This is a genomic window from Knoellia tibetensis, from assembly GCF_048606415.1.
Taxonomy (GTDB): domain Bacteria; phylum Actinomycetota; class Actinomycetes; order Actinomycetales; family Dermatophilaceae; genus Knoellia; species Knoellia tibetensis.
In genome coordinates this window covers 53039-78919 of sequence record NZ_JBMBWF010000001.1, presented here as the reverse complement: position 1 = coordinate 78919, position 25881 = coordinate 53039, and the positions used below count along the sequence as shown (strand labels likewise).

The 25881-nt window shown below is 71.3% G+C and carries 25 protein-coding genes and 2 tRNA genes; 12 read left to right on the top strand and 15 right to left on the bottom strand.

Annotated elements, in window-relative coordinates; all coding sequences use genetic code 11:
- Position 1 precedes the first annotated feature (1 nt).
- The gene (locus ACOJV7_RS00405; RefSeq protein WP_420188177.1) at positions 2-730 is read right to left on the bottom strand and encodes a response regulator transcription factor; all 729 of its coding nucleotides are present in this window, start codon (positions 728-730) and stop codon (positions 2-4) included.
- On the opposite strand from ACOJV7_RS00405, the gene ACOJV7_RS00400 reads away from it, so the two are divergent.
- The gene (locus ACOJV7_RS00400) at positions 729-1466 is read left to right on the top strand and encodes a M15 family metallopeptidase (RefSeq protein ID WP_420188176.1); all 738 of its coding nucleotides are present in this window, start codon (positions 729-731) and stop codon (positions 1464-1466) included. The genes ACOJV7_RS00405 and ACOJV7_RS00400 overlap by 2 nt on opposite strands.
- Positions 1467-1514: 48 nt before the next feature.
- Here the strand turns inward: ACOJV7_RS00400 and ACOJV7_RS00395 are convergent, their stop codons facing one another.
- A complete protein-coding gene (locus ACOJV7_RS00395) occupies positions 1515-2270 on the bottom strand; it encodes an endonuclease/exonuclease/phosphatase family protein (RefSeq protein WP_420188175.1) in 756 nt (251 codons plus the stop codon).
- Between the two features lie 263 nt (positions 2271-2533).
- Here ACOJV7_RS00395 and dnaG point away from each other — a divergent pair, with 263 nt between their 5' ends.
- The 4 genes from dnaG (at position 2534) to ACOJV7_RS00375 (ending at position 6694) form a co-directional block, all read left to right on the top strand.
- Positions 2534-4483: a DNA primase gene (dnaG, locus tag ACOJV7_RS00390; protein ID WP_420190352.1), complete on the top strand. Its 1950-nt coding sequence runs from the start codon at positions 2534-2536 to the stop codon at positions 4481-4483.
- Complete coding sequence (locus ACOJV7_RS00385) at positions 4480-4998, top strand: hypothetical protein (RefSeq protein ID WP_420188174.1); 519 nt, start codon at positions 4480-4482, stop codon at positions 4996-4998. Before dnaG ends, ACOJV7_RS00385 begins: the two co-directional genes overlap by 4 nt.
- A gap of 118 nt (positions 4999-5116) precedes the next feature.
- Positions 5117-5189: transfer RNA gene (locus ACOJV7_RS00380), tRNA-Asn, on the top strand.
- A gap of 188 nt (positions 5190-5377) precedes the next feature.
- Positions 5378-6694, top strand: a complete 1317-nt coding sequence (locus tag ACOJV7_RS00375; protein WP_420188173.1) for a PP2C family protein-serine/threonine phosphatase — start codon at positions 5378-5380, stop codon at positions 6692-6694.
- A gap of 84 nt (positions 6695-6778) precedes the next feature.
- Here the strand turns inward: ACOJV7_RS00375 and ACOJV7_RS00370 are convergent, their stop codons facing one another.
- The 4 genes from ACOJV7_RS00370 to ACOJV7_RS00355 form a co-directional block, all read right to left on the bottom strand.
- Positions 6779-7666, bottom strand: a complete 888-nt coding sequence (locus ACOJV7_RS00370; RefSeq protein WP_420188172.1) for an amino acid ABC transporter permease — start codon at positions 7664-7666, stop codon at positions 6779-6781.
- Positions 7663-8328, bottom strand: a complete 666-nt coding sequence (locus ACOJV7_RS00365; RefSeq protein WP_420188171.1) for an amino acid ABC transporter permease — start codon at positions 8326-8328, stop codon at positions 7663-7665. The genes ACOJV7_RS00370 and ACOJV7_RS00365 overlap by 4 nt, the downstream gene beginning before the upstream one ends.
- A gap of 99 nt (positions 8329-8427) precedes the next feature.
- Positions 8428-9291 carry a glutamate ABC transporter substrate-binding protein gene (locus ACOJV7_RS00360; RefSeq protein ID WP_420188170.1) on the bottom strand — a complete coding sequence of 288 codons (864 nt, stop codon included), beginning with the start codon at positions 9289-9291 and terminating at the stop codon, positions 8428-8430.
- Positions 9292-9317: 26 nt separating this feature from the next.
- Positions 9318-10058, bottom strand: coding sequence for an amino acid ABC transporter ATP-binding protein (locus ACOJV7_RS00355; protein ID WP_420188169.1), 741 nt, complete (start codon positions 10056-10058; stop codon positions 9318-9320).
- Between the two features lie 179 nt (positions 10059-10237).
- Here ACOJV7_RS00355 and ACOJV7_RS00350 point away from each other — a divergent pair.
- Positions 10238-10311: transfer RNA gene (locus ACOJV7_RS00350), tRNA-Ile, on the top strand.
- 59 nt (positions 10312-10370) lie between these two features.
- Here the strand turns inward: ACOJV7_RS00350 and ACOJV7_RS00345 are convergent.
- On the bottom strand, positions 10371-11543 hold the full coding sequence (locus ACOJV7_RS00345; RefSeq protein WP_420188168.1) for a beta propeller repeat protein: 1173 nt from the start codon (positions 11541-11543) through the stop codon (positions 10371-10373).
- A gap of 372 nt (positions 11544-11915) precedes the next feature.
- Between ACOJV7_RS00345 and ACOJV7_RS00340 the strand changes: the two genes are divergently transcribed.
- The gene (locus tag ACOJV7_RS00340) at positions 11916-12431 is read left to right on the top strand and encodes a DUF3145 domain-containing protein (protein WP_420188167.1); all 516 of its coding nucleotides are present in this window, start codon (positions 11916-11918) and stop codon (positions 12429-12431) included.
- Positions 12432-12504: 73 nt separating this feature from the next.
- Here ACOJV7_RS00340 and ACOJV7_RS00335 read toward each other — a convergent pair whose 3' ends face one another.
- The 8 genes from ACOJV7_RS00335 to argG form a co-directional block, all read right to left on the bottom strand.
- On the bottom strand, positions 12505-13953 hold the full coding sequence (locus tag ACOJV7_RS00335; protein WP_420188166.1) for an acyl-CoA carboxylase subunit beta: 1449 nt from the start codon (positions 13951-13953) through the stop codon (positions 12505-12507).
- On the bottom strand, positions 13953-15197 hold the full coding sequence (fabF, locus tag ACOJV7_RS00330; RefSeq protein ID WP_420188165.1) for a beta-ketoacyl-ACP synthase II: 1245 nt from the start codon (positions 15195-15197) through the stop codon (positions 13953-13955). Before fabF ends, ACOJV7_RS00335 begins: the two co-directional genes overlap by 1 nt.
- Positions 15198-15315: 118 nt before the next feature.
- Positions 15316-15564, bottom strand: a complete 249-nt coding sequence (locus ACOJV7_RS00325; RefSeq protein ID WP_035946101.1) for an acyl carrier protein — start codon at positions 15562-15564, stop codon at positions 15316-15318.
- Between the two features lie 106 nt (positions 15565-15670).
- Positions 15671-16672, bottom strand: coding sequence for a beta-ketoacyl-ACP synthase III (locus ACOJV7_RS00320; protein ID WP_420188164.1), 1002 nt, complete (start codon positions 16670-16672; stop codon positions 15671-15673).
- A gap of 1 nt (position 16673) precedes the next feature.
- Entirely contained in the window at positions 16674-17852 is a 1179-nt protein-coding gene (locus ACOJV7_RS00315; protein ID WP_420188163.1) for an acyltransferase domain-containing protein, read from the bottom strand.
- A gap of 78 nt (positions 17853-17930) precedes the next feature.
- The gene (locus tag ACOJV7_RS00310; RefSeq protein ID WP_420188162.1) at positions 17931-19136 is read right to left on the bottom strand and encodes a PucR family transcriptional regulator; all 1206 of its coding nucleotides are present in this window, start codon (positions 19134-19136) and stop codon (positions 17931-17933) included.
- Between the two features lie 87 nt (positions 19137-19223).
- Positions 19224-19493 (bottom strand): hypothetical protein, encoded by a 270-nt coding sequence (locus tag ACOJV7_RS00305; protein WP_420188161.1) that lies wholly within the window; start codon positions 19491-19493, stop codon positions 19224-19226.
- Between the two features lie 68 nt (positions 19494-19561).
- Positions 19562-20989, bottom strand: a complete 1428-nt coding sequence (argG, locus tag ACOJV7_RS00300; RefSeq protein ID WP_420188160.1) for an argininosuccinate synthase — start codon at positions 20987-20989, stop codon at positions 19562-19564.
- Between the two features lie 132 nt (positions 20990-21121).
- On the opposite strand from argG, the gene ACOJV7_RS00295 reads away from it, so the two are divergent.
- From ACOJV7_RS00295 to ACOJV7_RS00275, 5 genes are all read left to right on the top strand, one after another.
- Entirely contained in the window at positions 21122-22249 is a 1128-nt protein-coding gene (locus ACOJV7_RS00295) for a glycerophosphodiester phosphodiesterase family protein (protein WP_420188159.1), read from the top strand.
- Positions 22250-22325: 76 nt separating this feature from the next.
- Positions 22326-23288 (top strand): ABC transporter ATP-binding protein, encoded by a 963-nt coding sequence (locus ACOJV7_RS00290; protein ID WP_420188158.1) that lies wholly within the window; start codon positions 22326-22328, stop codon positions 23286-23288.
- Positions 23285-24070 (top strand): ABC transporter permease, encoded by a 786-nt coding sequence (locus ACOJV7_RS00285; protein ID WP_420188157.1) that lies wholly within the window; start codon positions 23285-23287, stop codon positions 24068-24070. The genes ACOJV7_RS00290 and ACOJV7_RS00285 overlap by 4 nt, the downstream gene beginning before the upstream one ends.
- Positions 24007-25152 (top strand): sensor histidine kinase, encoded by a 1146-nt coding sequence (locus tag ACOJV7_RS00280; protein ID WP_420188156.1) that lies wholly within the window; start codon positions 24007-24009, stop codon positions 25150-25152. Before ACOJV7_RS00285 ends, ACOJV7_RS00280 begins: the two co-directional genes overlap by 64 nt.
- Positions 25149-25772: a response regulator gene (locus tag ACOJV7_RS00275; protein ID WP_420188155.1), complete on the top strand. Its 624-nt coding sequence runs from the start codon at positions 25149-25151 to the stop codon at positions 25770-25772. Before ACOJV7_RS00280 ends, ACOJV7_RS00275 begins: the two co-directional genes overlap by 4 nt.
- Positions 25773-25881 lie beyond the last annotated feature (109 nt).

Below are 25881 nucleotides of genomic sequence, written 5' to 3'. Positions count from 1 at the left end.
GTCACCGCGTCGTCCGGTCGTCGCCCGCGCTCGGGCCAGGTATGCCGGGTACCCCCGACGCGTCCGGGGTGCCGGTGTCGATCCGGTAGCCGACACCCGCGACGGTCGCGATGAGCCACGGTTCGCCCAGCCGCTTGCGCAGCGCCGAGACGGTGATCCTGACCGCGTTGGTGAACGGGTCGGCGTTCTTGTCCCAGGCCCGCTCGAGCAGCTGCTCGGCGCTGACGACGCCACCCTCGGCCGCGACGAGCACCTCGAGCACGGCGAACTGCTTGCGGGTGAGCGCGACGTAGCGTCCGTCACGGAAGACCTCGCGGCGGAAGGGGTCGACGCGCAGGCCGGCAAGCTCGCGCACCGGCGGCCGCAGGTGCCCGCGGCGCCGGTCGAGCGCCCGTAGCCGCAGGACGAGCTCGCGCAGCTCGAAGGGCTTGGTGAGGTAGTCGTCGGCGCCGAGCTCGAACCCCGAGGCGAGGTCGTCGAGCCGGTCGGCGGCCGTGAGCATGAGGATCGGTGTCTGGGCGCCGGAGGCGACGATGCTCGCCGCGACCTCGTCGCCCGACGGCCCGGGGACGTCACGGTCGAGGACGGCGATGTCGTAGGCGTTGACGGCGAGCAGCTCGAGGGCGGTGTCCCCGTCGTGGGCCACGTCGGCGGCGATGGCCTCCAGCCTCAGGCCGTCACGGATGGCATCGGCCATCAGGGGCTCGTCCTCGACGACCAGCACGCGCATGGCGACGATGCTACGAGCCGGGACGTATCGCGGACGTATGCAGAACGGCATACGGCAGGGCAACGCGCGACCGCGTTGGGTCGACGTCATGCTCTCGCCACATACGCCCGCACCCGCCGCGCCATCCCTGCGCCGCACTCGGCGCGCCGTCCTCCTCGTCGCCGTCGGCGCACTGCTGGCGGCCACCGCTCTCGCCACCGGTTTGCCGTCGACACGGTGGCGGGCGGGGCACGCGCAGGCACGGCCGCTGTCGGTGTCCGGGACGGGTTCGACGGACCTTCCCGAGGTCGCCGTGGGGTCGGGGCCGTCCGTGCGCACGGCGTTCGACGCGAGGACTCCCGAGATCCTCAACCTCGACGACGACCTGCGCTCAGCCCTTCGGACGGCCGCGATCGACGCGGCCGCCGAGGGCCTCACCGTCGTCGTCAACAGCGGCTGGCGCTCCGCCGCACGACAGGAGGAGCTGCTCAGACAGGCCGTCGACGACCACGGCTCGTGGCGCGAGGCGGCCCGGTGGGTCGCCACCCCGGAGACCTCGCCGCACGTGTCGGGTGACGCCGTCGACCTCGGTGGCCCCGGGGTGACGGCGTGGCTGGCGCGGCACGGTGCGCGCTACGGGCTGTGCCAGACCTACCGCAACGAGCCCTGGCACTGGGAGCTGCGACCCGACGCCGGGGTCGACGGCTGCCCCGCGATGTATGCCGACCCGTCGCAGGACCCACGGATGCATGGGTGACCCGCGCCCGTCCCTCCCGGGCGCGGGTCACCCGTGCACCCGCATGCGTCACCAGTCGACCCGCGCCTTGTAGGCGTGGTGGTCCGAGCCGAACTCCTGCAGCTGGTAGGACTTCGTGGCCACCGCGTTGTCGGGCACGTAGATCTGGTCGATGGTGTAGCCCGCGACGTCCTTGACGTCGAGCATGCGCAGCCCCGGCAGGTTCACGGCGCGCCTGCGGTTGAAGTCGCCCACGACGACGACCGGCGCGTTGTGCAGCCGGCGCAGGCGGGTGATCTCGGACTTGAGGATGTCGAGGTGCCGGAGCCAGCGGCCCTGCCGGTCCGGGTGCTTGCCGTTCCAGGCACCGGAGATGAAGTGCGTGTTGACGAAGACGAACTTCTTGCCGGTCTGCTTGTTCTTGAGCACGACCGCGTTGACGAAGCGGGCCGGGGTCACGCCGGCCTCGCCGTCGTGGGTCTTCTGCGACGACTGCGCCACCTTGGCGAAGCGCGAGTTCCACGAGATCGGCACGGCGGACGCCGCACCGCTGAAGACGGCGTGCGAGTACTCCGCCCCGAGCCGGTTGCGCATCTTGTCGCGGTCGACGGGGTCGTTGACCTCCTGCCACCCGATGACGCCGGCGAAGGCGGGGAAGCTGCCGTCGCCGTAGTGCGAGTTGTGGGTGCCGACCCAGACGCTGTTCGGGTTCTGCGCGGCGTGGGCGCTCGGAGCGCCGACGGCGGCGGCGCTGGCGAGGCCGATGCCGGCCGCGGCCGTGAGCGCCGCGAACCTGCGGCGGTCGAGCGTGATGGTCCTGTCCATGGCGGTTCCCCCTCCGGTGCGCGCCCCGGACGGTCCGGGGGCACGCTCGCCCCGGGTCCGACCGGGGCAGTGCCGCCACCCTCGGCGCCGACGCTGCGAATCCGCTGCGATTCCGGTGCGACCGCGCCACCACGGTCGCTGCGACCCCCCGACCTCGGTCGCACGCCGACCGGCCCTCCCGGCTTGGGGACGGGGCCACGCGCCCGGGTGGGCACGCGGCATACTGAAGCCCTCACAGGAGCGGACGAGGACCGGAGGTGCGCGTGGCGGGGCGGATCAACGCTGACGACGTGCAGTCCGTCAAGGAGCGCTCCTCGATCGAGGACGTCGTGCGTGACCACGTGACGCTCCGCCCGGCCGGTGTCGGCTCGCTCAAGGGGCTGTGCCCGTTCCACGACGAGAAGACTCCGTCCTTCACGGTGCGCCCGGCCGTCGGCGCCTACCACTGCTTCGGCTGCGGCGAGGGCGGCGACGTCATCTCCTTCGTGCAGAAGGTTGAGCACCTCACCTTCGCCGAGTCGGTCGAGCGGCTCGCGGCGAAGATCGGGATGGAGCTGCGCTACGAGGAGGGCGGGGGTCCCCGCTCCGAGGGCGGGCTCGGTCGGCGCTCGCGGCTCATCGAGGCCCACCGCGTCGCCGAGGAGTTCTACGCCTCGGTCCTCATCGGCCGTCCCGACGCGCGACCCGGGCGCGACTTCATGCGTGACCGCGGCTTCGACAGCAAGGTCGCCGAGCGCTTCGGCGTCGGCTTCGCCCCACGCGGCGGCGAGGAGCTCACCCGCCACCTGCGCGAGAAGGGCTTCACCGAGGACGAGATGGTCACCGCCGGGCTCTCGGGACGGGGGAGCCGCGGCCTCTACGACCGCTTCCGCGGACGCCTCGTCTGGCCGATCCGCGACGTCACCGGCGACACCGTGGGGTTCGGCGCGCGTCGCCTCCTCGACGACGACCGCATCGCCGCGAAGTACCTCAACACCTCCGAGACCCCCATCTACAAGAAGTCGACGGTCCTCTACGGCCTCGACGCCGCGAAGAAGTCGATCGCCACCGAGCGCCGGGCCGTCATCGTCGAGGGCTACACCGACGTCATGGCCGCGCAGCTCTCCGGCGTCGAGGGTGCTGTCGCCACGTGTGGCACGGCCTTCGGCGTCGACCACATCAAGATCCTGCGCCGCATCATGCGTGACGAGACCGACGGTGCCCCGGCCAAGGTCGTCTTCACCTTCGATGGCGACGCGGCCGGGCAGAAGGCCGCGATGAAGGCGTTCGGCGAGGACCAGCGCTGGGCCTCGCAGGCCTTCGTCGCCGTCGCACCCGACGGCATGGACCCGTGCGACCTGCGCCTCGCCAAGGGCGACGAAGCGGTCAAGGCGCTCGTCGAGGACGCCGTCCCGATGTTCGAGTTCGCGGTCCGCACGACGATCCGCCGCTTCGACCTCGAGACCGCCGAGGGGCGCGTCCAGGCGATGCGGGCCGTCGCGCCGATCATCAACTCGATCCGCGACTCGTCACTGCGGCCGGAGTACATGCGGACCGTCGCCGGCATGCTCGGTGTCGAGGTCGAGCAGGTGCGCAGCGAGGTGCAGCGTGCCGGGCGCATCGCCTCCCGCGACGCCTCGGCCGGCGCTCCCGGCCGACCCGGCGAGCGCACCCCCGCGTCCACCGACGACGTACCCGAGCCCGATGCGCGCGAGGACGCCGCGGCGATGCCCGCGCCCAACCTGCGAGACCCTGTCGTCAACACCGAGCGCCAGCTGCTCCAGGCGCTGCTGCAGTACCCCACGCGGTTCAGCACCGAGACGATCGACGCGTTGCCGACGGTGGCGTTCACCGCGCCCGCGCACGCGGCGATCTTCGACGGCGTCCGGACCGTCGCGGCCCGCGCCTCGCAGCTCTCCACCGCCGGGTGGACCGCCGCCGTCGCCGAGGCCGGTCCGCTCGCCGTGCGCGGGCTGCTCGCCGAGCTGAGCGTGGCGCCCCTGCCGACCAAGGTCGACCCGACGACGGGCCTGCCGCCCCAGCGCTACCTCGACTCGCTCGTCATCGGCGTCCATGACGCCGGCCTGACCCGCCAGATCGCCGACGAGACCGCAGCGATCCGTCGGCTCCAGAACTCACCCGAACCGGAACCGGAGGCCATCCGTGAACGCTCCCGCAAGCTCATCGAGCTCGAGATGAGCCGGGCCCGGCTGCGCGATCGGCTCACGACGTGAGGCTTCCCCGACTCGGTCGTCGCGGACCCGAGGTGCCGGTCGAGGTGGCCGGCGCCCTCGGCGACCGGGGGAGCGAAGTGCTCAGCCTCGGCCACGACGAGCGCTCCACGACGTGGGTCGTCGCCACCACGACCCACGTGTATGCCGTCCGCGACGGTTCCGTGGTCCTCGACCGTCCGTGGCACATGGTCGACACCGGCTCGTGGGACGACCAGACGCGGCGGCTCACCGTCCAGTGGGTCGACCGGGCGCCAGCGACGGTGTGGCAGGTCGAGCTGCCGTCGACCTTCCCGCAGGTCTTCCGCGAGCGGGTGCAGGCCAGCGTCGTGCTCTCCGACGAGGTCGACCTCGGCGAGAAGCGGCGCGCCCGCGTCGTCGTCCGCAAGGACCTCGAGACGCAGGCGCTTCTCGGTCAGACGATCCTCGGACGCGGTGTGAGGGCGAGCGACCCGGGGGTCCGCGAGCAGACTCGAGCGGCCCTCGACCGTCTCCGCGAGCAGGTCGGGCTCGACTGATCCCGGCCCTCGCGGCAGGGTGGGGAGCCGTTTTCGTGACTGGCCCCACCCTTTGCTATCGTTGCGCAGCGCGCCACCCCCGGGTGGCCGCGCCGGTGTCAGCACCGATGCATTGCATTCCCCTGTAGCTCAATTGGCAGAGCAGCCGACTGTTAATCGGCAGGTTGTTGGTTCGAGTCCAACCGGGGGAGCACCTCGACGAAGGGCCCGGATCCGCACTGGATCCGGGCCCTTCGCGCTGTCGTGGAGGTCACGGGGCGAGGGGCCGGCGCGCACCGCCGCGAAGGGGGGACGACGTGGTTCGACGTCGGCGTCGGCGGCCATGACGGTGTCGCTCGAGAGCCGCGCCGGCGCGGACGACCTCATTTATGCTGCCCACGTGTCTGACGTGATGTTGATGGGGAGACTGGGCAGGTTGCTCGAGGCTGCCGAGGCAGCCTCGCCCGTCGAGGCGGTCCAGTCCGTGGCGCGGGAGCTGGGTGAGGCCTTCGGTGCGACCGAGGTCTCGTTCCTCGTCGCCGACCTGTCGGGACGTGCCCTCGTCCGACTCGCCCACGTGCCGCTCGCCGAGGACGCCGACCCAGGCGACACCCAACCGCTGGAGCCCAACCAACGTCAGGCCGGCGCGGAGCGTGCCACCGTGCTGCCCCTGGACGGCGGGCCGGGGGAGCAGGCGGTGCGTACGCAGGCCGTCCAGGTGGTGGCTCCCGACGGTGCCGAGGATGGTCCCACGGCGGGTATGTGGACGCTGCTGGCCCCCATCACGGAGCGGGGAGAGGTCATCGGTGTGCTCGAGCTGCTCCTGCCGTCGGAACCCGACGAGGACACCCGGTCGGCAGCGGGACAGCTGGCGCACTTCATGGGGTTCGTCGTCATCGCCAACCGACGGCACACCGACCTCTTCGAGTGGGGTCAGCGCAGCAGGCCGTCCAGCCTGTCCGCCGAGATCCAGCAACGCCTCCTGCCCGCGTCACGCACGTGTGAGGCCGGTGCCTTCACGCTGGCCGCCTGGCTCGAGCCCGCGAGCGACATCGCCGGCGACAGCTTCGACTACAGCCTGGCCCGCGACGAGCTGCACCTGTCGGTCACCGACGCCATGGGACACGGCGTGGGGGCGGCCCTCACGGCCTCGCTGAGCGTGGGTGCCCTGCGTGGTGCCCGCCGTCGGGGTGTCTCCCTCCTCGACCAGGTGGCGGCTGCCAACGCCGCCCTGGTCGAGCACTCGGACAAGCATGGGGCCGACGACTACGTCACCGGGGTGGCGGGACGTCTGGACCTCGAGACCGGGGCCCTCGAGCTCGTCAACGCAGGCCACGTGCCGCCCTACCTTGCCCGCAAGGGCAGGGTGGAGGCCGTCGACCTGCCGCCGGACCTGCCGGTCGGTCTCTTCGCCGACACGGGCTACCGCAGCACCCGGCTCGACCTCGAGCCCGGCGACCGGCTCGTCATCGTCACGGACGGCATGCTCGATCGCAACGCCGCCGGTCTCGACCTCACCGAGGTCATCGGTGAGACCTCCGCCCTGCACCCCCGCGAGGCCGCCCGGTACATGGCCGACAGGGTTCTCGCGGCCACCGGGCACAACCTCAAGGACGACGCCACCATCCTGCTCCTCGACTGGTTCGGTGAGCACGGGCGGGCGCGCACCACGGTCTCCGGCGCGGACCTGGACCGCGCCAGCGCCCGCCTGTCCTAGCATTCACGACGAAGGGCCCGGATCCCTCCAAGCATCCGGGCCCTTCGTCGTGCCGCACCTCCGTCGGAGGCCGAGCGGCCGGCGTCAGGTCGTCGCGCCGGCTCCCGGCAGGGGAGCCGCGGGAACGGCCGTCGTGTGTGCGCCGCCGGCGGTCTTGCCACGGCGGTTGAGCCGCCTCTCCACCGTGACCGCGAGACGGGAGAGCAGGTAGTTCATCGTGATGAAGAGGATCGCCGCGACGATGTAGGCCGGCACCGTGTTGGTGAAGGCCGACCCCAGCGTCTTGGACCACGTGAGGAGCTCGGTGTAGGTGATCGCCGTGCCGAGCGCCGAGTCCTTGAGGATGGTGACGAACTGGCCGATGAGGGCCGGCAGCATGGCGGTGAGGGCCTGCGGCAGCTGGATCGAGCGCAGCACCTGACCCGTCGTCAGGCCGACGGCGAGACCTGCCTCGCCCTGTCCCTTGGGCAGTGAGTACACGCCGGAACGGACGAGCTCGGCGATGACCGCCCCGTTGTAGAGCGTCAGCGCCGTGACGACCGCCGCGAGCGGGTTGACGTCGTTGGCGAAGACGCCGTTGCGGGTGTAGACCCCGAACGCGAAGATCATCATGATGAGCACCGGGACGGCCCGGAAGAACTCGACGACGACACTGCTCACCCACCGCACGGGGGCGATGGTCGAGAGTCGCCCGACGCCGAAGACGAGGCCGAAGACGGCAGCGAAGACGATGGAGATGAGGGCGGCCTTGATGGTGCCCCAGAGGCCCTTGAGCAGGTAGTCGCGCCAGACCGACCGGTCGGTGAAGAACGGCTCCCACATGTAGCCCTGGAGCTGGTTGGCCGTCTGCATCTTGCGGATGACGACATAGAGCGCGACGAGGGCCAGCACGCCGCCGACGACCGCGAGGATCGCGTGCCGGCGACGGGCCTTGGGGCCCGGGGCGTCGAAGAGGACGGACTGGGCGCTCATCGCTTCACCGCCAGACGCCGCGACATGCTCGTGAAGAGCAGTCCGAGCGGCAGGGTGAGGAGGACGAAGCCGATCGCGAAGACGAGGAAGACACTGAACCGGCTGCCCTCGTTCTCGATGACGGTCGACATGAGGTTGGCTGCCTCCCCAGCGCCGATGACCGCGGCCACCGTGCTGTTCTTGATGAGGGCGATGATCGTGGACCCGATGGGGGCGATCGACCCACGGAAGGCCTGCGGCAGCAGCACGTGCTGCATGCTCTGGCCGAAGGTGAGCCCGATCGCTCGCGCTGCCTCCGCCTGGCCCGCCGGCACCGTGTTGACGCCGGAGCGCAGTGCCTCGCAGATGAAGGCGCCGTGGTAGACGGAGAGCATCACTGCGGCCCAGCGGAAGACGTTGCTGCTGATGTCCTCGGAGTTGAGCTGGATGCCGAGGATGAAGGTCAGTCCGAGGATGCTGAAGACCATGAGCAGGGTCAGCGGGGTGTTGCGGAAGGTGTTGACGTACCACGTCCCGATCCACTGGAAGACCCGCACCGGCGAGAGCCGCAGGATGGCGACGATGGTGCCGAGGACCAGCGCGCCGAACGTCCCGAGGAGCGACAGCTTGATGGTGCCCCAGAACGCGGCGAGCACGTCGTAGTTGCTGAGGATCTCACCCATGCAGAGACCTTTCCTTGCCGTGGTCGTTCCGGCACTCAGGCATGCCGTCCGCCCGGGTGAGCGGACGGCATACCCGAGGTGCCGTGGTCGAGGGGAGGATCAGGAGCAGGCGTCCGGCTTCGGCGGGTTCACCGCGGTGTCGACCTTGAAGCCGGCCGGGCCGAGGTTGGCGTCGACGGCCTTCTGCCAGTCGCCGGAGTCGACCATCTTGGTGAGCGCCGTGTTGATCTTCTCGCAGAGGGCGGTGTCGCCCTTCTTGATACCGACGCCGTAGCGCTCCTCGGAGAAGGTCTTGCCGACGACCTTGAGCTTGCCCTTGTACTGGTCCTGCGAGGCGTAGCCGGCGAGGATGGTGTTGTCCGTCGTCAGGGCGTCGACGCCCTTGGAGACGAGGGCCGCGACGCACTCGGAGTAGGTGCCGAACTCCTGGAGCTGGACACCGGGGTACTTGTCCTTGACCTTCTGGGCCGAGGTCGAGCCGGTGACCGAGCAGAGCTTCTTGCCCGTGAGGGTCTCGGGACCGGTGATCGAGCTGTCGTCACCGCGGACGAGGAGGTCCTGGCCGGCGACGAAGTACGGACCGGCGAAGGAGACGGTCTCCTTGCGCTTGTCGGTGATCGAGTAGGTCGCGAAGATCATGTCGACCTGGCCGGTCGAGATGAGGGTCTCACGCTGGGCGGACGGGGCCTGCACCCAGGTGATGTCGCCCTCGCCGCTGCCGAGCTCCTTGGCGACGTACTTCGCGACGTCGACGTCGAGGCCGGCGTAGTCCTCGCCCTTCTTGAGGCCGAGGCCGGGCTGGTCGAACTTGATGCCGATCTTCACGGCCTTGCCGGTGCCGCCGCTGGCGTCACCACCGGAGCCGGAGCCGGAGCCCGAGTCGTTGGCGCTGTCGCCGCAGGCGGCGAGACCGAGCGTGAGCACCGACGCCGCGAGAACCGCGCCGATCTGACGAACCTTCATTGTTTTCCTCCTGTGTGGGACTGACATCAGTGGGTGAGGATCTTGCCGAGGAAGTCCTTGGCCCGGTCGCTCTTGGCGTTGGTGAAGAACTCCTCGGGCGTGTTCTCCTCGACGATCTGGCCGTCGGCCATGAAGACGACGCGGTTCGCGGCCTTGCGGGCGAAGCCCATCTCGTGGGTGACGACGATCATCGTCATGCCCTCCCTGGCGAGGCCGACCATGACGTCGAGGACCTCGTTGATCATCTCGGGGTCGAGCGCGGACGTCGGCTCGTCGAAGAGCATGACCTTGGGGTCCATCGCGAGCGAGCGGGCGATGGCGACGCGCTGCTGCTGGCCACCGGAGAGCTGGGCGGGGAACTTCTGCGCCTGGTGCGCGACTCCGACGCGCTCGAGCAGCTCCATGGCGCGCTTCTCGGCCTCGGCCTTCTTCTGCTTGCGGACCTTGATCGGGCCGAGCGTGACGTTGTCGAGGATCGTCTTGTGCGCGAAGAGGTTGAACGACTGGAAGACCATGCCGACGTCGGCACGCAGCTGCGCGAGCTCCTTGCCCTCCTCGGGCAGGGTCTTGCCGTCGATCGTGATCGTGCCGGACTCGATCGTCTCGAGCCGGTTGATCGCGCGGCACAGCGTCGACTTGCCCGAGCCTGACGGCCCGATGACGACGACGACCTCTCCCTTGCCGATCTCCAGGTCGATGTCGCGCAGGACGTGGAGGTCGCCGAAGTGCTTCTGGACGTCCTTGAGGACGACGAGGGGCTCAGTCATGGGGCGAAACCTACCGTCATGTGCCTGTTGCCACGCGTGACTGGCCCGATGCGACACCGATTCGCAACGCTGCCGGTCGGTTACCCGCTCGTATGCCGTCCACCGTCCGGTCCGTGTGCGCGAGGCCCGGAGGGTGCGTGTCCCGTGAGCGCCCGCGGGTAGGCTCGGCTCGGCTTCACGGGGCGGTAGCTCAGTCGGTCAGAGCAGCGGACTCATAATCCGTCGGTCCTGGGTTCAAGCCCCAGCCGCCCCACCCGCGCATATTGGAGGGGCCGGTCCGAGACGGACCGGCCCCTCCTTCGTGCATGTGGGTCAGCAGTTCTTCGAGTTGCCCCTGCAGGAGCTCGTCGTCGTGGCCGTCCGCGTCGCCGTCGCGACGTTGAGGCCGTCGACCTTGACGATCGTCGCGTTGAGGCGCTGGCCGAGGTAGACCGTGCCGTTGTGGACGCCGATCGACCACGAGAGGTCGGGCGTGCGGGCGAGGCCGGTCCACGTCATCGCGTCGGAGCTGCGGAAGATGCCGGTCGGGGTGAGGGCGTAGACGAACCCGTCACCCGGGATGTCGAAGTCGAGGACGTTGCCCAGCGCCTGCGGCAGGACCGTGGTCGCGGTCTTGCCGTCGAAGGCGACGAGGCCCTTGAGGTAGTTCGGGCACAGGATCTTGCCGGCGAAGACCTCGACGGCGCGCGCCTCGACCGCGGTGCACGGCGTGAGGCTCTGGGTGGTCCAGCTGCGACCGTCGAACGCACGCAGCGGCGCACCGCCGTAGACGTCCCGGGCCTGCATGTAGATCTTGCCGTTGAGGGGGGCTGCCCAGTAGTAGCGCTCGTAGCCACCGTAGGTCGCCGACGTGTCCTTCATCGCCAGCGCCCACGTCTTGCCACCGTCGGTCGACCGGTAGGCAGCAGCGCCGCCACCGGTGCCCCAGCGGGCGGAGCCGACCATCCACAGGTCGGTGCCGTTGAGGGTGGCGACGTCGAAGACGTGCTCGGCGGGTGCCTTGAACTCGTTGGTCCAGGTGCCGCTCGCGTTGGTGGAGAAGCCCTGGTTGGCGGTGGCCGTCCCGGTGGGGTCGGTCCAGGGGGCATAGAGCTTGCCGTTGATCTTGCGGAAGGTCGTGATCTCCTCCGTCGGGGCGGTGAGGCCCGACTCGGCGAAGGTGCGGGTCGCCGGGTCGAAGGTGCTGACCTTCGTCGGCCCGGAGTTCTGGAGGTAGTCACCGTGGCCGACGTAGAACTTGCCGCCGTCGGAGGTGAGGCTGCGGATCGTCTTGCCGGAGGAGGTCGGCTTGGCGGCGGCCTGCGGGCTGATGCCGACGACGGAGGTCGAGTAGGTCGGCAGCGCGTCGGCCGACGGGGGCGGGGGCGGCGACGGCTTGGCGGCGCTTGCCGGCGCGGCCGACAGGGCGACGGCGCAACCGAGGCTCGTGAGGGTGGCGGCGAGGGCGGCCAGGGCTGGGCGGGAGACGAGTTGGCGGGATCCCATCGAGGGCGCTCCTAGGTGTGGTGCAGGGGGTGACCCGAACGGGTCAGGCAGGCCAATAGTCAAGGTGGACGTTCCCTTGGGCAACTCGGATCAGTCATTTGGCGAGCAAATGACCCGAAAGGACTATAGGGTTCGCGCTCAACGGCTCCCGGGTCCTCCGGGCGCTTCTCACATGGTGACGCGTGTTCGTGGTGGTGCGGCTGGGGTTCGTGCGGCATGATGTGACCCACGGTTCACGAGTTCTCTCGTGAGGCGACAAACAGCGGCGCGCAAGGCGCCCTCATAGCAAGCTGGCCGGCATACAGATCTGTTGCCTCCGGACACGTGCGAAGGCGTTGGGGAAGACGTCCCTTGCACACCAAGGAGGCCAGGATGTCTGTCGCGACGCGACGTGTGTCGACCCGGGGAGTGGTGTTCATCCACTCGGCCCCGGCAGCGCTGTGCCCGCACATCACCTGGGCCCTCGAGAAGGCCACGGGCTCCCGGGTGGTCATCGACTGGACCGAGCAGCCGATCGCCCCCGGCCTGCGCCGCGGTGAGTGGTCGTGGATCGGGGAGCAGGGGACCGGCGCCCACATCGCCTCGACGCTGCGCGGCTGGCAGGGCGTGCGCTACGAGGTCACCGAGGACCCCAGCGCCGGCTGCGACGGCTCGCGCTGGTCCTACACGCCGAGCCTGGGCATCCACCACGCCACGACGTCCGCGAGCGGCGACGCCGTCGTCGGGGAGGAGCGGCTCAAGGAGATCCTCATGTTGGCGCAGGGCTCGCCCGACGCGATCGAGGAGATGCTCGAGGAGGTGCTCGGCACCGAGTGGGACGCCGAGCTCGAGCCCTTCCGGTATGCCGGGGACGGGGCGCCCGTGCGCTGGCTCCACCAGGTCGGCTGAACCGGCCGACAACCCGCACACGTCACGAGGCCCGCTCCGGTACAGGGGGAGCGGGCCTCGTGCTGTGCTCGGCCTACAGAGGGATGTTGCCGTGCTGGCCGCGGCGCTGGGGGGCCTCGGTGATGGCCTTGGCGAGCGCCGACCGGGTCGCGGTCGGCTCGACGATCTCGTCGACGACCCCGATCTCCACGGCGCGCGGCAGGCCGCCGGACATGAGGTCGTGCTCGTCGGCGAGCTGCTGCTCGACGGCGGCGCGCTCGGCGTCGTCGACCTCGGCGAGACGCCGGCGGTGCAGGATCCGGATCGCGGCGACCGAGCCCATGACGGCGACGTGCGCGGTCGGCCACGCGAAGACCTTCGTCGCGCCGAGCGATCGCGAGTTCATCGCGATGTAGGCGCCGCCATAGGTCTTGCGGGTGACGAGCGTGACGCGGGGGACCGTGGCCTCGGCGAAGGCGTGGAGCAGCTTGGCGCCCCGGCGGACGACGCCGTCCCACTCCTGTCCGACGCCGGGGAGGTAGCCCGGCACGTCGACGAGGACGATGAGCGGCACGCCGAAGGCGTCGCACATGCGCACGAACCGGGCTGCCTTCTCCGCGCTGGGTGAGTCGAGGCAACCACCGAGGCGCATCGGGTTGTTGGCGATGACGCCGACGGTGCGGCCGCCGAAGCGACCGAGCTGCGTGACGATGTTGGGCGCCCAGCGCGGGTGCAGCTCAACGGAGTCCGCACCCTTGTCGAGGACGTTGTCGACGACCGGGTGCACGTCGTAGGCGCGCTTGGCCGACTCGGGGAAGGTCTCCTCGAGGTCGATGTCCTCGATGCCCGTGGCGTCGAGCGTGCCCTGGTCGGCGAGCAGCGAGCAGAGCTGCCGTCCGCGCTCGTAGGCCTCCTCGGTCGACTCGGTGACGACGTGGACGACACCGCTGCGACGGCCGTGCGGCTCGGGCCCGCCGAGGCGGAGCGCGTCGACGGCCTCGCCCGTGACGGAGCGGACGACGTCGGGGCCGGTGACGAAGATCCGGCCCTCGGGGGCGAGGATGACGATGTCGGTGAGCGCCGGTCCGTAGGCCGCGCCGCCGGCGGCCGCGCCGATGACGACCGAGATCTGCGGGATCTTGCCCGAGGCACGGGTCATGATCGCGAAGACCTCGCCGACGGCGTGCAGGCTCACGACGCCCTCGGGCAGCCGCGCGCCTCCGGAGTGCCAGATGCCGACGACCGGTATGCCGTCCGCGAGCGCGCGCTCGTAGGCCGCGAGGATGACCTTGCAGCCGGCGACGCCCATGGCGCCGCCCATGATCGTCGCGTCCGAGCAGAAGGCGGCGACCCGCGTGCCCCGGCAGGTGCCGACGGCGGCGAGCATGCCGGAGTCGTCCTCGGGGCTGATGAGCTCGAACGAGCCCTCGTCGAAGAACGCAGCGAGCCGCAGGCGGGGGTTGCGCGGGTCGGTGGCGCGGTCCGGCTTGGGCTTGGTCGCTGCGGAAGCGGTGGCCGAGGCCTCGTTGGGCTGGTGCGCCATCAGATGCTCTTCACCGCGAGGGCGACGTTGTGGCCACCGAAGCCGAACGAGTTGTTGAGGGCGGCGATGTCGCCCTCGGGCAGCTTGCGGTGCTCGCCGCGCACGACGTCGAGGGAGATCTCGGGGTCGAGGTCCTCGATGTTGATCGTGGCGGGGGCGATCCGGTGGTGCACGGAGAGGATCGTGAAGAGCGCCTCGAGCGCACCGGCGGCACCGAGGAGGTGGCCGGTCATCGACTTGGTGCCGCTGACGCACATGCCGTCGGTGGCGTCACCGAAGGCACGGCGGATGGCGTTGGCCTCGGCGACGTCGCCGACCGGGGTCGAGGTGGCGTGGGCGTTGATGTGCACGATGTCAGCCGGGGTGAGGCCCGCGCGCTGGACCGCCTCACGCATGGCGCGGGACGCGCCGGCGCCCTCGGGCTCGGGTGCGGTGATGTGGTGGGCGTCGGACGACATGCCGGCGGGCGCGAGCTCGGCATAGATCCGGGCTCCGCGGGCCCTGGCGTGCTCCTCGGACTCGAGGACGATGACGGCCGCGCCCTCGCCCATGACGAAGCCGTCACGGCCGGTGTCGTAGGGCCGGGACGCGTGCGCCGGGTCGTCGTTGCGGGTCGAGAGCGCCTGCATCTGCGCGAAGCCGGCGAAGGGAAGCGGATGGATCGCGGCCTCGGTGCCACCGGCGATGACGATGTCGGCGCGACCGGAGAGGATCTGGTCCACGGCGAGCCCCATGGACTCCGCACCGGAGGCGCACGCCGACACTGCGGTGTGTGCTCCTGCGCGTGCGCCGAGGGCGAGCGAGACGTTGCCGCTGCTCGTGTTGGGCATGAGCATCGGGACGGCGAGCGGGAAGACCCGGCGCACGCCCTTCTCGCGCAGGTTGTCCCACTGGTTGAGCAGCGTGTGGACGCCGCCGATGCCGGTGCCGATCGCGACCATGAAGCGCTCGGGGTCGACCTCGGGGCTTCCGGCGTCGGCCCAGGCCTCGCGCGAGGCGACCATGGCGTACTGGGCGCTCGGGTCCATCCGGCGGCACTCGACCTTGGTCAGCACCTCCTCCGGGGAGGTGTGGATCGTGGCGGCGAAGCTGACGGGGAGCTCGTACTGCTCGACCCAGTCCTCCGTGAGCGGCCGCGCGCCGGGGGTCCCGGCGAGGATGGCGTCCCACGTGTCGGTGATCGTCCCACCGAGGGGTGTGGTGGCTCCGAGTCCGGTGACGACGACGCGACGTTCGGTGCTCATGTTCGATGACTCCTTGGCGTGGGACGGGTCGACTTATTGCGCTTTTGTGCGCGCTCCGCGGTGGGTGTGCCGCTGCATGCGGCGCACAAAAGCGCAATAAGTCGAAGGGGCGAGCGGGTCAGCTCTGGTTGGACTGGATGAACGAGACGGCGTCGCCGACGGTGCGGAGGTTCTTGACCTCGTCATCGGGGATGCGCACGCCGAACTTCTCCTCGGCGTTGACGACGATCGTCATCATCGACAGCGAGTCGATGTCGAGGTCGTCCGTGAACGCCTTGTCGCTCTGGACGCTCTCCGGGTCGAGACCGGTCTCTTCGTTGACGATCTCGGCGAGACCCGCGAGGATCTCCTGCTCGCTTTGAGCCATGTCTGCTGCTCCTTCATCGTTCGGTCCGCCGGGTGCGGACGCTGTGGGGTGGTGCGTGGTGCGAGTGGTGCTGTGGTCCGAGGTGACCCGTGGACCGCGGGAGTCCCTAGGGGAGCGTCACGACCTGGGCGGCATACGAGAGGCCTGCTCCGAAGCCGATCTGGAGGGCGAGGCCGCCGCGCGGGGCGAGGCCCTCGCGCAGGAGGCGCTCGGTCGCGAGCGGCACGGAGGCCGCGGAGGTGTTGGCCGAGTCGACGATGTCGCGGGCGACGGCGACGTGCTCGGGCACCTTGAGCTGCTTGCACATGGCGTCGATGATCCGGACGTTGGCCTGGTGGGGGATGAACGCGTCGAGCTCGTCGACCGTGACACCGGCGGCGTCGAGCGCCTGCTGCGCGACCGGCGCCATGCTCCACACGGCCCAGCGGAAGACGCTCTGGCCCTGCATGCCGATGGTGGGCCAGTCGAGCTTCTGCTCGTGGACGTCGATCCAGCTCTCGTTCTGCGCGATGACGTCCCACTTGTCGCCCTCGGAGCCCCACACCGTCGGACCGATGCCCGGGGAGTCGGACGCGGTGACGATCGCGGCCCCCGCACCGTCGCCGAAGATGAAGGCGGTCCCGCGGTCGGTGCGGCTCGTGAAGTCCGAGAGGCGCTCGACGCCGATGACGGCGACGTTGCGGGCGCTGCCGCCACGCACCATGTCGCTGGCGATCGAGATGCCGTGGCAGTAGCCCGCGCACGCGGCCGAGATGTCGAAGGCGACCGGCTTGTCCATGCCCATGCGGTCGGCGAGCATCGGCGCGGCGGCAGGGGTCTGGTAGGGGTGCGAGACCGTCGCGAGGACGACGGCGTCGACGTCGCCGGGCTCCATGCCGGCCATCTCGAGGGCGTCGCGCGTGGCGGCCTCGGACATGTCGATGATGCTCTCGCCCTCGCCGGCGAAGTACCGGGTCTTGATGCCGGAGCGCTCCTGGATCCACTCGTCCGAGGAGTCGATCGCGTCGACGATCTCGGAGTTGGGGACGACGCGCCGGGGGCGGTAGGCGCCGACGCCAGCGATCCGGGCGTGGGCCGCGCCGGTGGACGGGGAGATGGTGCCGGCCATGTCAGCCCTCCTTCGGGTGGAGGCGGAGGACGGGCTGGCCGGGAGAGACGGGGTCTCCGTCCTCGACGAGCCACTCGACGACGCGGCCACCGTGCGGGGCGACGACCTCGTAGGTGTCGCGCAGGGTGCCGACGGTCGCGACGACGCTGCCGGCCTCGACCGCGGTACCCACCTCGCTGTGGGTGAACGAGACCATGCCCTTGGCGGGGCTGATGACGAGACGCCACGTCGGGTCCTGGGCGACACCGGAGGACTTGGCGTGCTCCTTGACCATGCGGTGCGCCTGCTCGAGGTTGTCCGGGCTCTTGAGCGCGAGGATCTCGACGTCCTTGAGGACGCGCTTCGCGAGCCCGGCGAGGGTGCCGGCCGGCGGGATCTCGATGATGCCGGTGACGCCGAGCTCCTTGAAGGTCTCCATCGTGAGGTCCCAGCGCACCGGGTTGCTCACCTGGCTCACGAGGCGCCCGAGGACCTCGCGGCCGCTGTGGACGACGGCGCCGTCGCGGTTGGAGACGAGCGGCACGCGCGCGTCGTGGGTCGACATCGCCTTGGCGTAGCCGGCGAGGACGTCGACGGCGGGCGCCATGTGCTGGGTGTGGAAGGCGCCGGCGACCTTGAGCGGGATGACGCGGGTCTTGGCCGGCGGCTCGGCGGTGAGGGCGGCGAGCTGCTCCATCGTGCCGGCGGCGACGACCTGTCCGGCGCCGTTGATGTTGGCGGGGGTGAGGCCGTGGCGCTCGATCGTCGCCGCGACGTCGTCGGGATCGCCGCCCATGACGGCGCTCATGCCCGTCGGGGTGACGGCGCTGGCCTCGGCCATCGCGCGGCCGCGCTCGCGGACGAAGACCATGGCCTGCTCGGCGGAGATGACCCCACCTGCCGCGGCGGCCGTGATCTCACCGACGGAGTGGCCGGCTCCCGCACCGACGAGGCGGAACCCGTCGGCCGGGTGCTCGAAGAGTGCCAGGAGCGAGACGAGGCCCGACGCCACGATGAGCGGCTGGGCGACGGCCGTGTCCTTGATGGTCTCCTCGTCGGACTCGGTCCCGTGCTTGACGAGGTCCATGCCGGCGACGGCGGAGAGCCAGCCGAGCCGTTCGCGCACGCCGGGGATGGCGAGCCAGGGGGTGAGGAAGCCGGGGGTCTGGGAGCCCTGTCCAGGGCAGACGATCACGAGCACCCCTTCAGCGTGTCCGCCCGGGCACCCTCGGGGGGCGAGTGGCGGCGACGAACCTCGCCGCAGACTTCTGTAGGGTTCCTACAACGCGCGGGCGGAGGGTCGGGTCACGCGCGTTGCGGGCTCGGGGGCTACTCGTCCGTAGGCGAGGGCGAGCCGCACGGTCTGCGCGTCGTGCGGGTCGGTGAGGTCGTAGCCGATGATGTCGGCGATCTTGGCGAGGCGGTAGCGGACCGTGTTGGGGTGGACGAAGAGGGTGCGCGCGGTGCCCTCCAGCCCGAGACCGCCGTCGAGGTAGGCCGCCGCCGTCTCGAGGAGGTTGCCGCCACCGCTCGCCGACAGCGGTGCATAGACCCGCGACACGAGCGAGGCCCGAGCGGGCAGGTCGCCGAGGAGCGCCCGCTCCGCGAGAAGGTCGTCGCTGCGCACCGGCCGAGGCGCCGTGGGCCAGGCGGGGGCGGCCGTGTGGCCCGAGAGCGCGGCCCGCGCGCTGCGCCCGGCGGCATACAGGTGGGGGACGACGGGACCGACGACGATCGGGCCGGCGCCGAAGTGGCTGCCGAGGTGGGACGCGGTCTCGAGCGCGTCCGAGACCCGGCCGGCGATGCAGACGACGCGCCGGCCGTGGATGGCGACGAGCAGCTCGACACCGAGCCGCTTCGCGCCACGGTGGAGCTGGTCGACCACCTGTGCGGCGCCCGTGCTCGGGGTGGACCCGACGATGACGCACACGTCGCTCGTCGTGCCCCAGCCGAGGGCCGACGCGCGCGACTGCATCGAGTCGTCGGCCTCGCCGCGGATGACCGCGTCGACGACGAGCGCCTCGAGGCGGGCGTCCCACGCGCCGCGGGCCTCGGCGGCATGGGCGTAGACCTCCGCCGCCGAGAACGCGATCTCGCGGGAGTAGAGCAGCACCGCTTCGCGGACCTTGACCTCGTCGTTCCCGGCCGCGAGCCCTATCGACTCGCGCTCGACCACCTCGACGACCGTGCGGACGAGGTCGAGGGTCTGGCCGAGGCTGATCGAGCGGGTCAGCTCACGCGGCGCGGTCCCGAAGACGTCGGCGGTGACGTGGGCCTGGTCCTGGCTGCCGGTGAACCACTCGATGAACGAGCGGATGCCGGCCTGCGCGACGAGGCCGACCCACGACCGCTCCTCGGGTGGCAGCGCCCTGTACCACCCGTGCGAGCTCTCCATCTGCTGCACGGCGGCGGCGCCGAGGTCGCCGGCCGCGCGCTCGACCCGGCGCCGGGTCGCCGCCGAGGGGCGTGTTCGCGTCGTGGCCACGAGGGCAGTCTATTTGTATGCCGTGCACAACACGTATACCGTCCCGTGACCTTCTCGGGTTGCCGCGTGGCCCTGAGTCGTGCGAGGTCAGGCCTGCCAGCCGAGGACCGACTCCCCGAGCGTCATCGTCAGCCACCACACGGCGGCGGCGACGAAGGGCAGCGCGAGGACGAGCCACGGCCGGCGGGTGAACTGCCGGATCGCGACGACGAGCAGGACGAGCCAGAAGGCGAGCAGGAGCACGACGGCCCAGAGTGGAGCGGCCAGCCCGGCGGCGACGAAGAAGGGCAGGACCCCGAAGAGCCCCAGCACGCCGAGCGTCGCGACGACGCGATCGAGGATCCGTCGGTTGTCCATGGCCGAAGCATGCCTCGTGTGCGTCGGCGGACGCCAGAGGCTCCGCTCGAGCACAGCAGGCGTGTCGGTCAGTCGGTGCCGAACTCCATGGCCGCCGCGTCGAGGGCGTTGTCGTCCGGCCCGGAGGCCGCCGGGTTGTCGGTGATGCGGTCGTAGCCACCGGCGGGCAGGTCTCCGAAGAGCGTCCCGTTCTCGACGAGGAGCTGGCCCTGGTCGACCGGCTGCTCGGCATAGAGCTCGAGCTTGGCCCGGCTGTCGGCGATGTCGAGGTTGCGCATCGTCAGCTGCCCGATGCGGTCGAGCGGGCCGAAGGCGGCGTTCTCGACGCGCTCCATCGACAGCTTGTCCGGGTGGTAGCTGAAGTTCTCGCCCCGGGTGTCGACGATCGAGTAGTCGTCGCCGCGCCGCAGCCGGAGGGTGACCTCGCCGGAGACGACCGACGCGATCCAGCGCTGGATGGCCTCGCGGAGCATGAGGCTCTGCGGGTCGAGCCACCGGCCCTCGTAGAGCAGGCGGCCGAGGCGGCGACCCTCCGCGTGGTAGTTCGCGATCGTGTCCTCGTTGTGGACGGCGTTGAGGAGCCGCTCGTAGGCGATGTGGAGCAGCGCCATGCCCGGCGCCTCGTAGATGCCGCGCGACTTGGCCTCGATGATCCGGTTCTCGATCTGGTCCGACATGCCGAGGCCGTGCCGCCCACCGATGGTGTTGGCGAGGTCGACGAGGGCGACGGGGTCGAGGTCCTCGCCGTTGATCGCGACGGGACGACCTTGGACGAAGCGCACCGTGACGTCCTCGGACTCGATGGCGACCGAGGGGTCCCAGTGCTTGACGCCCATGATCGGCTCGACGATCTCCATCGACTCGTCGAGGTGCTCGAGGGTCTTGGCCTCGTGCGTCGCGCCCCAGATGTTGGCGTCGGTCGAGTAGGCCTTCTCTGCGCTCGCGCGGTACGGAAGGTCGCGCTGCGTGAGCCACTCGCTCATCTCATGCCGGCCGCCGAGCTCGCTGACGAACGCCGGGTCGAGCCAGGGCTTGTAGATCCGCAGGTCGGGGTTGGCCAGCAGGCCGTAGCGGTAGAACCGCTCGATGTCGTTGCCCTTGAAGGTCGAGCCGTCGCCCCAGATCGAGACGTCGTCGGCCTGCATCGCCCGCACGAGCAGGGTGCCGGTGACGGCGCGGCCGAGCGGAGTGGTGTTGAAGTAGGTCCTGCCGCCGCTGCGGATGTGGAAGGCGCCGCACGCAAGCGCGGACAGGCCCTCCTCGACGAGCGCGCTGCGGCAGTCGACGAGCCGGGCCACCTCGGCGCCGTAGTCGCCGGCACGGTCGGGCACGGTGTCGATCTCGGGCTCGTCGTACTGGCCGAGGTCGGCCGTGTAGGTGCAGGGAACGGCGCCTCGCTCGCGCATCCACGCGACGGCGACGGAGGTGTCGAGACCTCCGGAGAAGGCGATGCCGACGCGCTGGCCGACGGGCAGGGAGGTGAGGACCTTGGACACGTTGCAAGACTATACAGCCGCGCGCATAACCACAAATCCGCTCGATGCCGTGGCTCGCCGGACGCGCGCCCGTCACCTCGCGTCCACGTCCTCGACAGGCGGGATCACCCCAACCGCCCTACGTTGGCGGACATGATGAGACCCCTGATCTCCGTTGTCGTCGCGGCCGGTGTGGCCCTCCCGTCCGTCGCCACGACGGCGCCTGCCGGAGCCGACGCACCACCCTCGTCGAACGGGCGGGCGAAGCTCACCGAGCCCCTGGTGCACGCCCACCGCGGTGCGTCCGGCTACCGCCCCGAGCACACCCTCGCCGCCTACCGGCTGGCCGTGCAGCAGGGCGCGGACTACATCGAGCCCGACCTCGTCATGACCAGGGACGGCGTCCTCGTCGACCGCCACGAGCCCGAGATCGGCGGCACGACCGACGTCGCCGCGCACCCCGAGTTCGCCGACCGCCGGGTCACCAAGCAGCTCGACGGCAAGCCGATCACGGGCTGGTGGGTCGAGGACTTCACGCTCGCCGAGCTCAAGACGCTGCGCGCCGAGGAACGCCTGCCCACCGTCCGCACCGAGAGCGCGAGCTTCGACGGGCAGTTCGAGGTGCCGACGCTGAGCGAGGTGCTCGCCCTGCGCCAGCAGCTCAGCGCCGAGACGGGCCGCACCATCGGCGTCATCCCCGAGATCAAGCACTCGACCTTCCTGCACGAGGCGGGGTTCGACCCCGACGTCGCCGTGGTCGAGGAGCTCGAGGCCTTCGGCCTCAACCGACCCAACGCCGCCGTGTGGGTGCAGAGCTTCGAGCTCACCCCGCTCCTCCGGCTCGACGACGAGCTCGGCTACAAGGCCAACCTCGTCTTCCTCGTGAGCGCGAGCGGCCGGCCCTACGACCTCGAGGCCCAGGGCGACCCGCGCAGCTACACCGACCTCATCGCCCCGGCGAGCCTCAAGCAGCTCGCCAAGGACATCGACGGCCTCGGCGTCGAGAAGAGCCGGGTCATCCCGCGCCGCAGCGACGGGACCCTCGGGACGCCGACGACGATCGTCGCCGACGCCCACCGCGTCGGGCTCGACGTCACTCCGTGGACCTTCCGCGCCGAGAACCAGTTCCTCCCGGTCGACTACCGCGTCGGCACCGACCCGGCCACGCACGGCCGCATGGGAGACGAGGTCACGCGCTACTTCGAGGCCGGCGTCGACGGCGTCTTCTGCGACCAGCCCGACATCTGCGTGGCGGCCCGCACGGAGTTCCTCGCTCGCTGACCCCTGACAGATGTCACGGCGAGGTCGTGGCGTCCGGCACTGTCGCGGGCCGTGCTCGCCGGCGGAGCCTTGGGGCATGTCCTCACCACAGCACCCAGCCGTCGAGCTGACGGCCCTCACCAAGTCGTTCCCCGGCCGCGCGGGCACCGTCCGCGCGGTCCGGGGCGTCGACCTCACGATCGACCGCGGCGAGGTCGTCGCGCTGCTCGGGCCCAACGGCGCCGGCAAGACGACGACCCTCGACCTCCTCCTGGGCCTCACCACCCCGACCTCGGGCGAGGTCAGGGTCCTCGGCGGGTCACCGCGCGAGGCCGTGCGCGCGGGCCGCATCGCGGCCGTCCTCCAGACCGGGGGACTCCTGCGCGACCTCAGCGTGCGCGAGACCGTCGAGCTCATCGCGAGCACGTATGCCGTCCACGCCCCGGTCGAGGACGTCCTCCGCCGCGCGAGCCTCACCGCGGTGTCCTCGCGCAAGGTCTCGAAGTGCTCGGGCGGCGAGCAACAGCGGCTCCGTTTCGCCCTCGCCCTCCTGCCCGACCCCGAGCTGCTCGTCCTCGACGAGCCGACGGCCGGCATGGACGTCGCCGCGCGCCGCGCCTTCTGGGACGCGATGCACGACGAGGCCGCGCAGGGGCGCACGGTCGTCTTCGCCACGCACTACCTCGAGGAGGCCGACGACTTCGCCAGCCGGATCGTCCTCGTCGCCGGCGGCAGGGTCGTCGCCGACGGTCCCGCCGACGTCATCCGCTCCACGGCGCTCGGCCGGACCGTCGCCGCCCGGCTCGCCCCCGAGGTCGTCGACCGCGCGGGCGCCGAGCTCCGCACCCTCGCAACGGTGCACGACGTCCGCGTCGACGGCGACCGCCTCAGGGTGACGACGTCGGACTCCGACGCAGTCGCCCGGATGCTGCTCACCACCCTCGGCGGCAGGGACGTGGAGATCACCACCGGCTCGCTCGAGTCGGCCTTCCTCGCCCTCACGGGGTCCTCGGCGCTCGCCGGGTCCTCGACCCCTGTCACCGAAGGGGCAGCGGCATGAGCGCCATCACGGCCACGCGAGGCAAGCGGACGGCATACGCATGGATCGAGCTGCGCCGGACCCTGCGCGACCTCGTGACGATGTTCTTCGTCGTCGGCCTCCCCGGCTTCATGTACCTCCTCTTCGGGGCGAGCGCAGGCTACTCGCAGGAGAACGCGGGCAATGGCAACGTCGCCCTCTACGTCATGATCTCGATGGCCGCCTACGGCGCGGTCACCGCGACCGTCGGCATCGGCGGCACGGCCGCGGTCGAGCGGATGCAGGGCTGGGGACGCCAGCTCGGCCTCACGCCGCTCAGTGACGGCACCTACGTCGCGACCAAGGCCGCGGTCGCGCTCGCCGTCGCGGCGCTGCCGATCCTCGTCGTCTACGTCCTCGGGCTCCTCACCGGCGCCGAGGGCACGGTGGGCGCATGGCTGGGCAGCGCCGTGATCCTCGTCGTGGGCGCCGTCCTCTTCGCGCTCTACGGCCTCGTCTTCGGGCTGGCGTTCCGGTCGGAGGCGGCGGTCTCGGCGGCCGCTGGCTCGCTCGTCGTGCTCGGCTTCCTCGGCAACATCTTCTTCCCGCTGAGCGGTGTGCTCCTCGACATCGCCCGGTTCACCCCGCTCTACGGCTACGTCTCGCTCGCGCGCTACCCGCTCACCGAGGGCTTCGTCGTGGCCGGCGACGGAACGATGGTCCGTGAGGCCCTGTGGATGTCAGTGGCTAACGTGGCGGCGTGGACGACGATTCTCGCGGTGCTCGCCACCTGGCTCGTGCGGCGCAGCCGCGGGCGGCAGTGAGCGGCGTGGCCGGCACACCGACCCACCCCTGGCAGCGCTGGGGGTGGGTCATGGGCGGCGTCTGGCTCGTCTTCCTCGCCTTCCCGGTCGCCGGGGTGGTCGACAGCGGCGCGAGCCGGCCGCGCGTGGTCACGGGTGTCGTCCTCTTCGCCCTCTTCGCCGCGGTCTACATCCACGGGTTCCGCGCGCTGGGTCGCGCCCGCTCGGAGCAGGAGGTCGTCCGTGGCGGTCTTGCCCACCTCGCGGTGCTCGTCGCGATCTGCGTGCTCATCCACCTGATCGTCGGGGCGGCCTCAGTCGGGGGCGGGCCCTACCTCGTCGCGCTCGCGATGTTCGTCCTGCCGATGTGGGCGGCGGTCGGTCTCGCCGTCGTCGTCGTGGGGCTCACGGTGTTGCTGACCTCGGTCTCGAGCGAGCTGTCCGACACGTGGTACCTCCCCGGCATCGTCATCCTCGTCGCCGTCGTCACCGCCGTCGTCCGGACCATCGAGCGGCGCAGCATCCTGCACGACGAGCTCGCCGCCGAGCTCACCGTCTCGGCCGAGCGCGACCGGCTCGCCCGTGACGTCCACGACGTCGTCGGTCACACCCTCACGGCGATGAGCCTCAAGGCCGACGTCGCCGAGCGGCTCGTCACCACCGACCCGGAGCGTGCGCGACGCGAGATCGCCGAGGTCGCGGCGCTGAGCCGACAGGCGCTCGCCGAGGTGCGCGCCGCCGTGGGTGGCATCCGTTCCGCCCGCCTCGACGACGAGATCGCCTCTGCCGCACGGGTGCTCGAGGCCGCGGGCATCGCGGCGCACCTACCGGAGGACCTCACGGTCGTCGACCCGCGGCACCGCGTCGTCCTCGCGTGGGTCCTGCGCGAAGCCGTCACCAACGTCGTGCGCCACAGCGGAGCCTCCGTATGCCGGGTGGCCCTGGGCGCCTCGTCCCTCACCGTCGAGGACGACGGCCGGGGCGCGTCGGGACTCCGCGAGGGCAACGGCCTGCGCGGCGTGCGCGAGCGGGTCGACGCGGCCGGGGGAGTGCTGCGGGTCGAGGACGCGCGGCCGGGCACGAGGCTCGAGGTGACCCTGTGAGCGACCCGGGAGCGGTCATCCGCGTCCTCGTCGCCGACGACCAGGCGCTCGTGCGCGGCGCCATCGTCACCCTGCTCGGCCTCGAGCCCGACCTCTCGGTCGTCGCCGAGGCCGGTCGCGGCGACGAGGTGCTCGGGCTGCTGCGAGAGCACGAGGTCGACGTCGCGCTCGTCGACGTCGAGATGCCCGGGCTCGACGGCATAGAGGTCTGCCGGGCCATCGCGGCGTCGGGCCTGTCGACGCGCGCGCTCGTCGTGACGACGTTCGGCCGCCCCGGGTTCGTCCGACGGGCGCTCGAGGCCGGCGCCTCGGGGTTCGTCGTCAAGGACACTCCGGCCTCGGAGCTCGCGGCCGCGGTGCGGCGCGTGCATGCTGGGGAGCGGGTCGTCGACGGCGCACTGGCCGCGGAGTCGCTCATCGAGGGGGCGAACCCGCTCACGCCCCGTGAGCAGGACGTCCTGCGCGCCACCCTCGGCGGCGCACCCGTCGCGGTCGTGGCGCGGGCGGTGCACCTGTCCGAAGGGACGGTCCGCAACCACCTCTCGTCGGCGATGGCCAAGACCGGGACCTCGACCCGGGGCGAGGCGGCCGTGCACGCCCGCGACCGCGGCTGGCTCTGACCCGCGCCCCCGAGCGAGCCAACGGTTGGCGAGCGAGCCCGCCATCCTTGGCTCGCACAGACAGGCGTGGCTGGCCGGGCGGGGGCGCGAGACGGCACCGAGGGAGGCG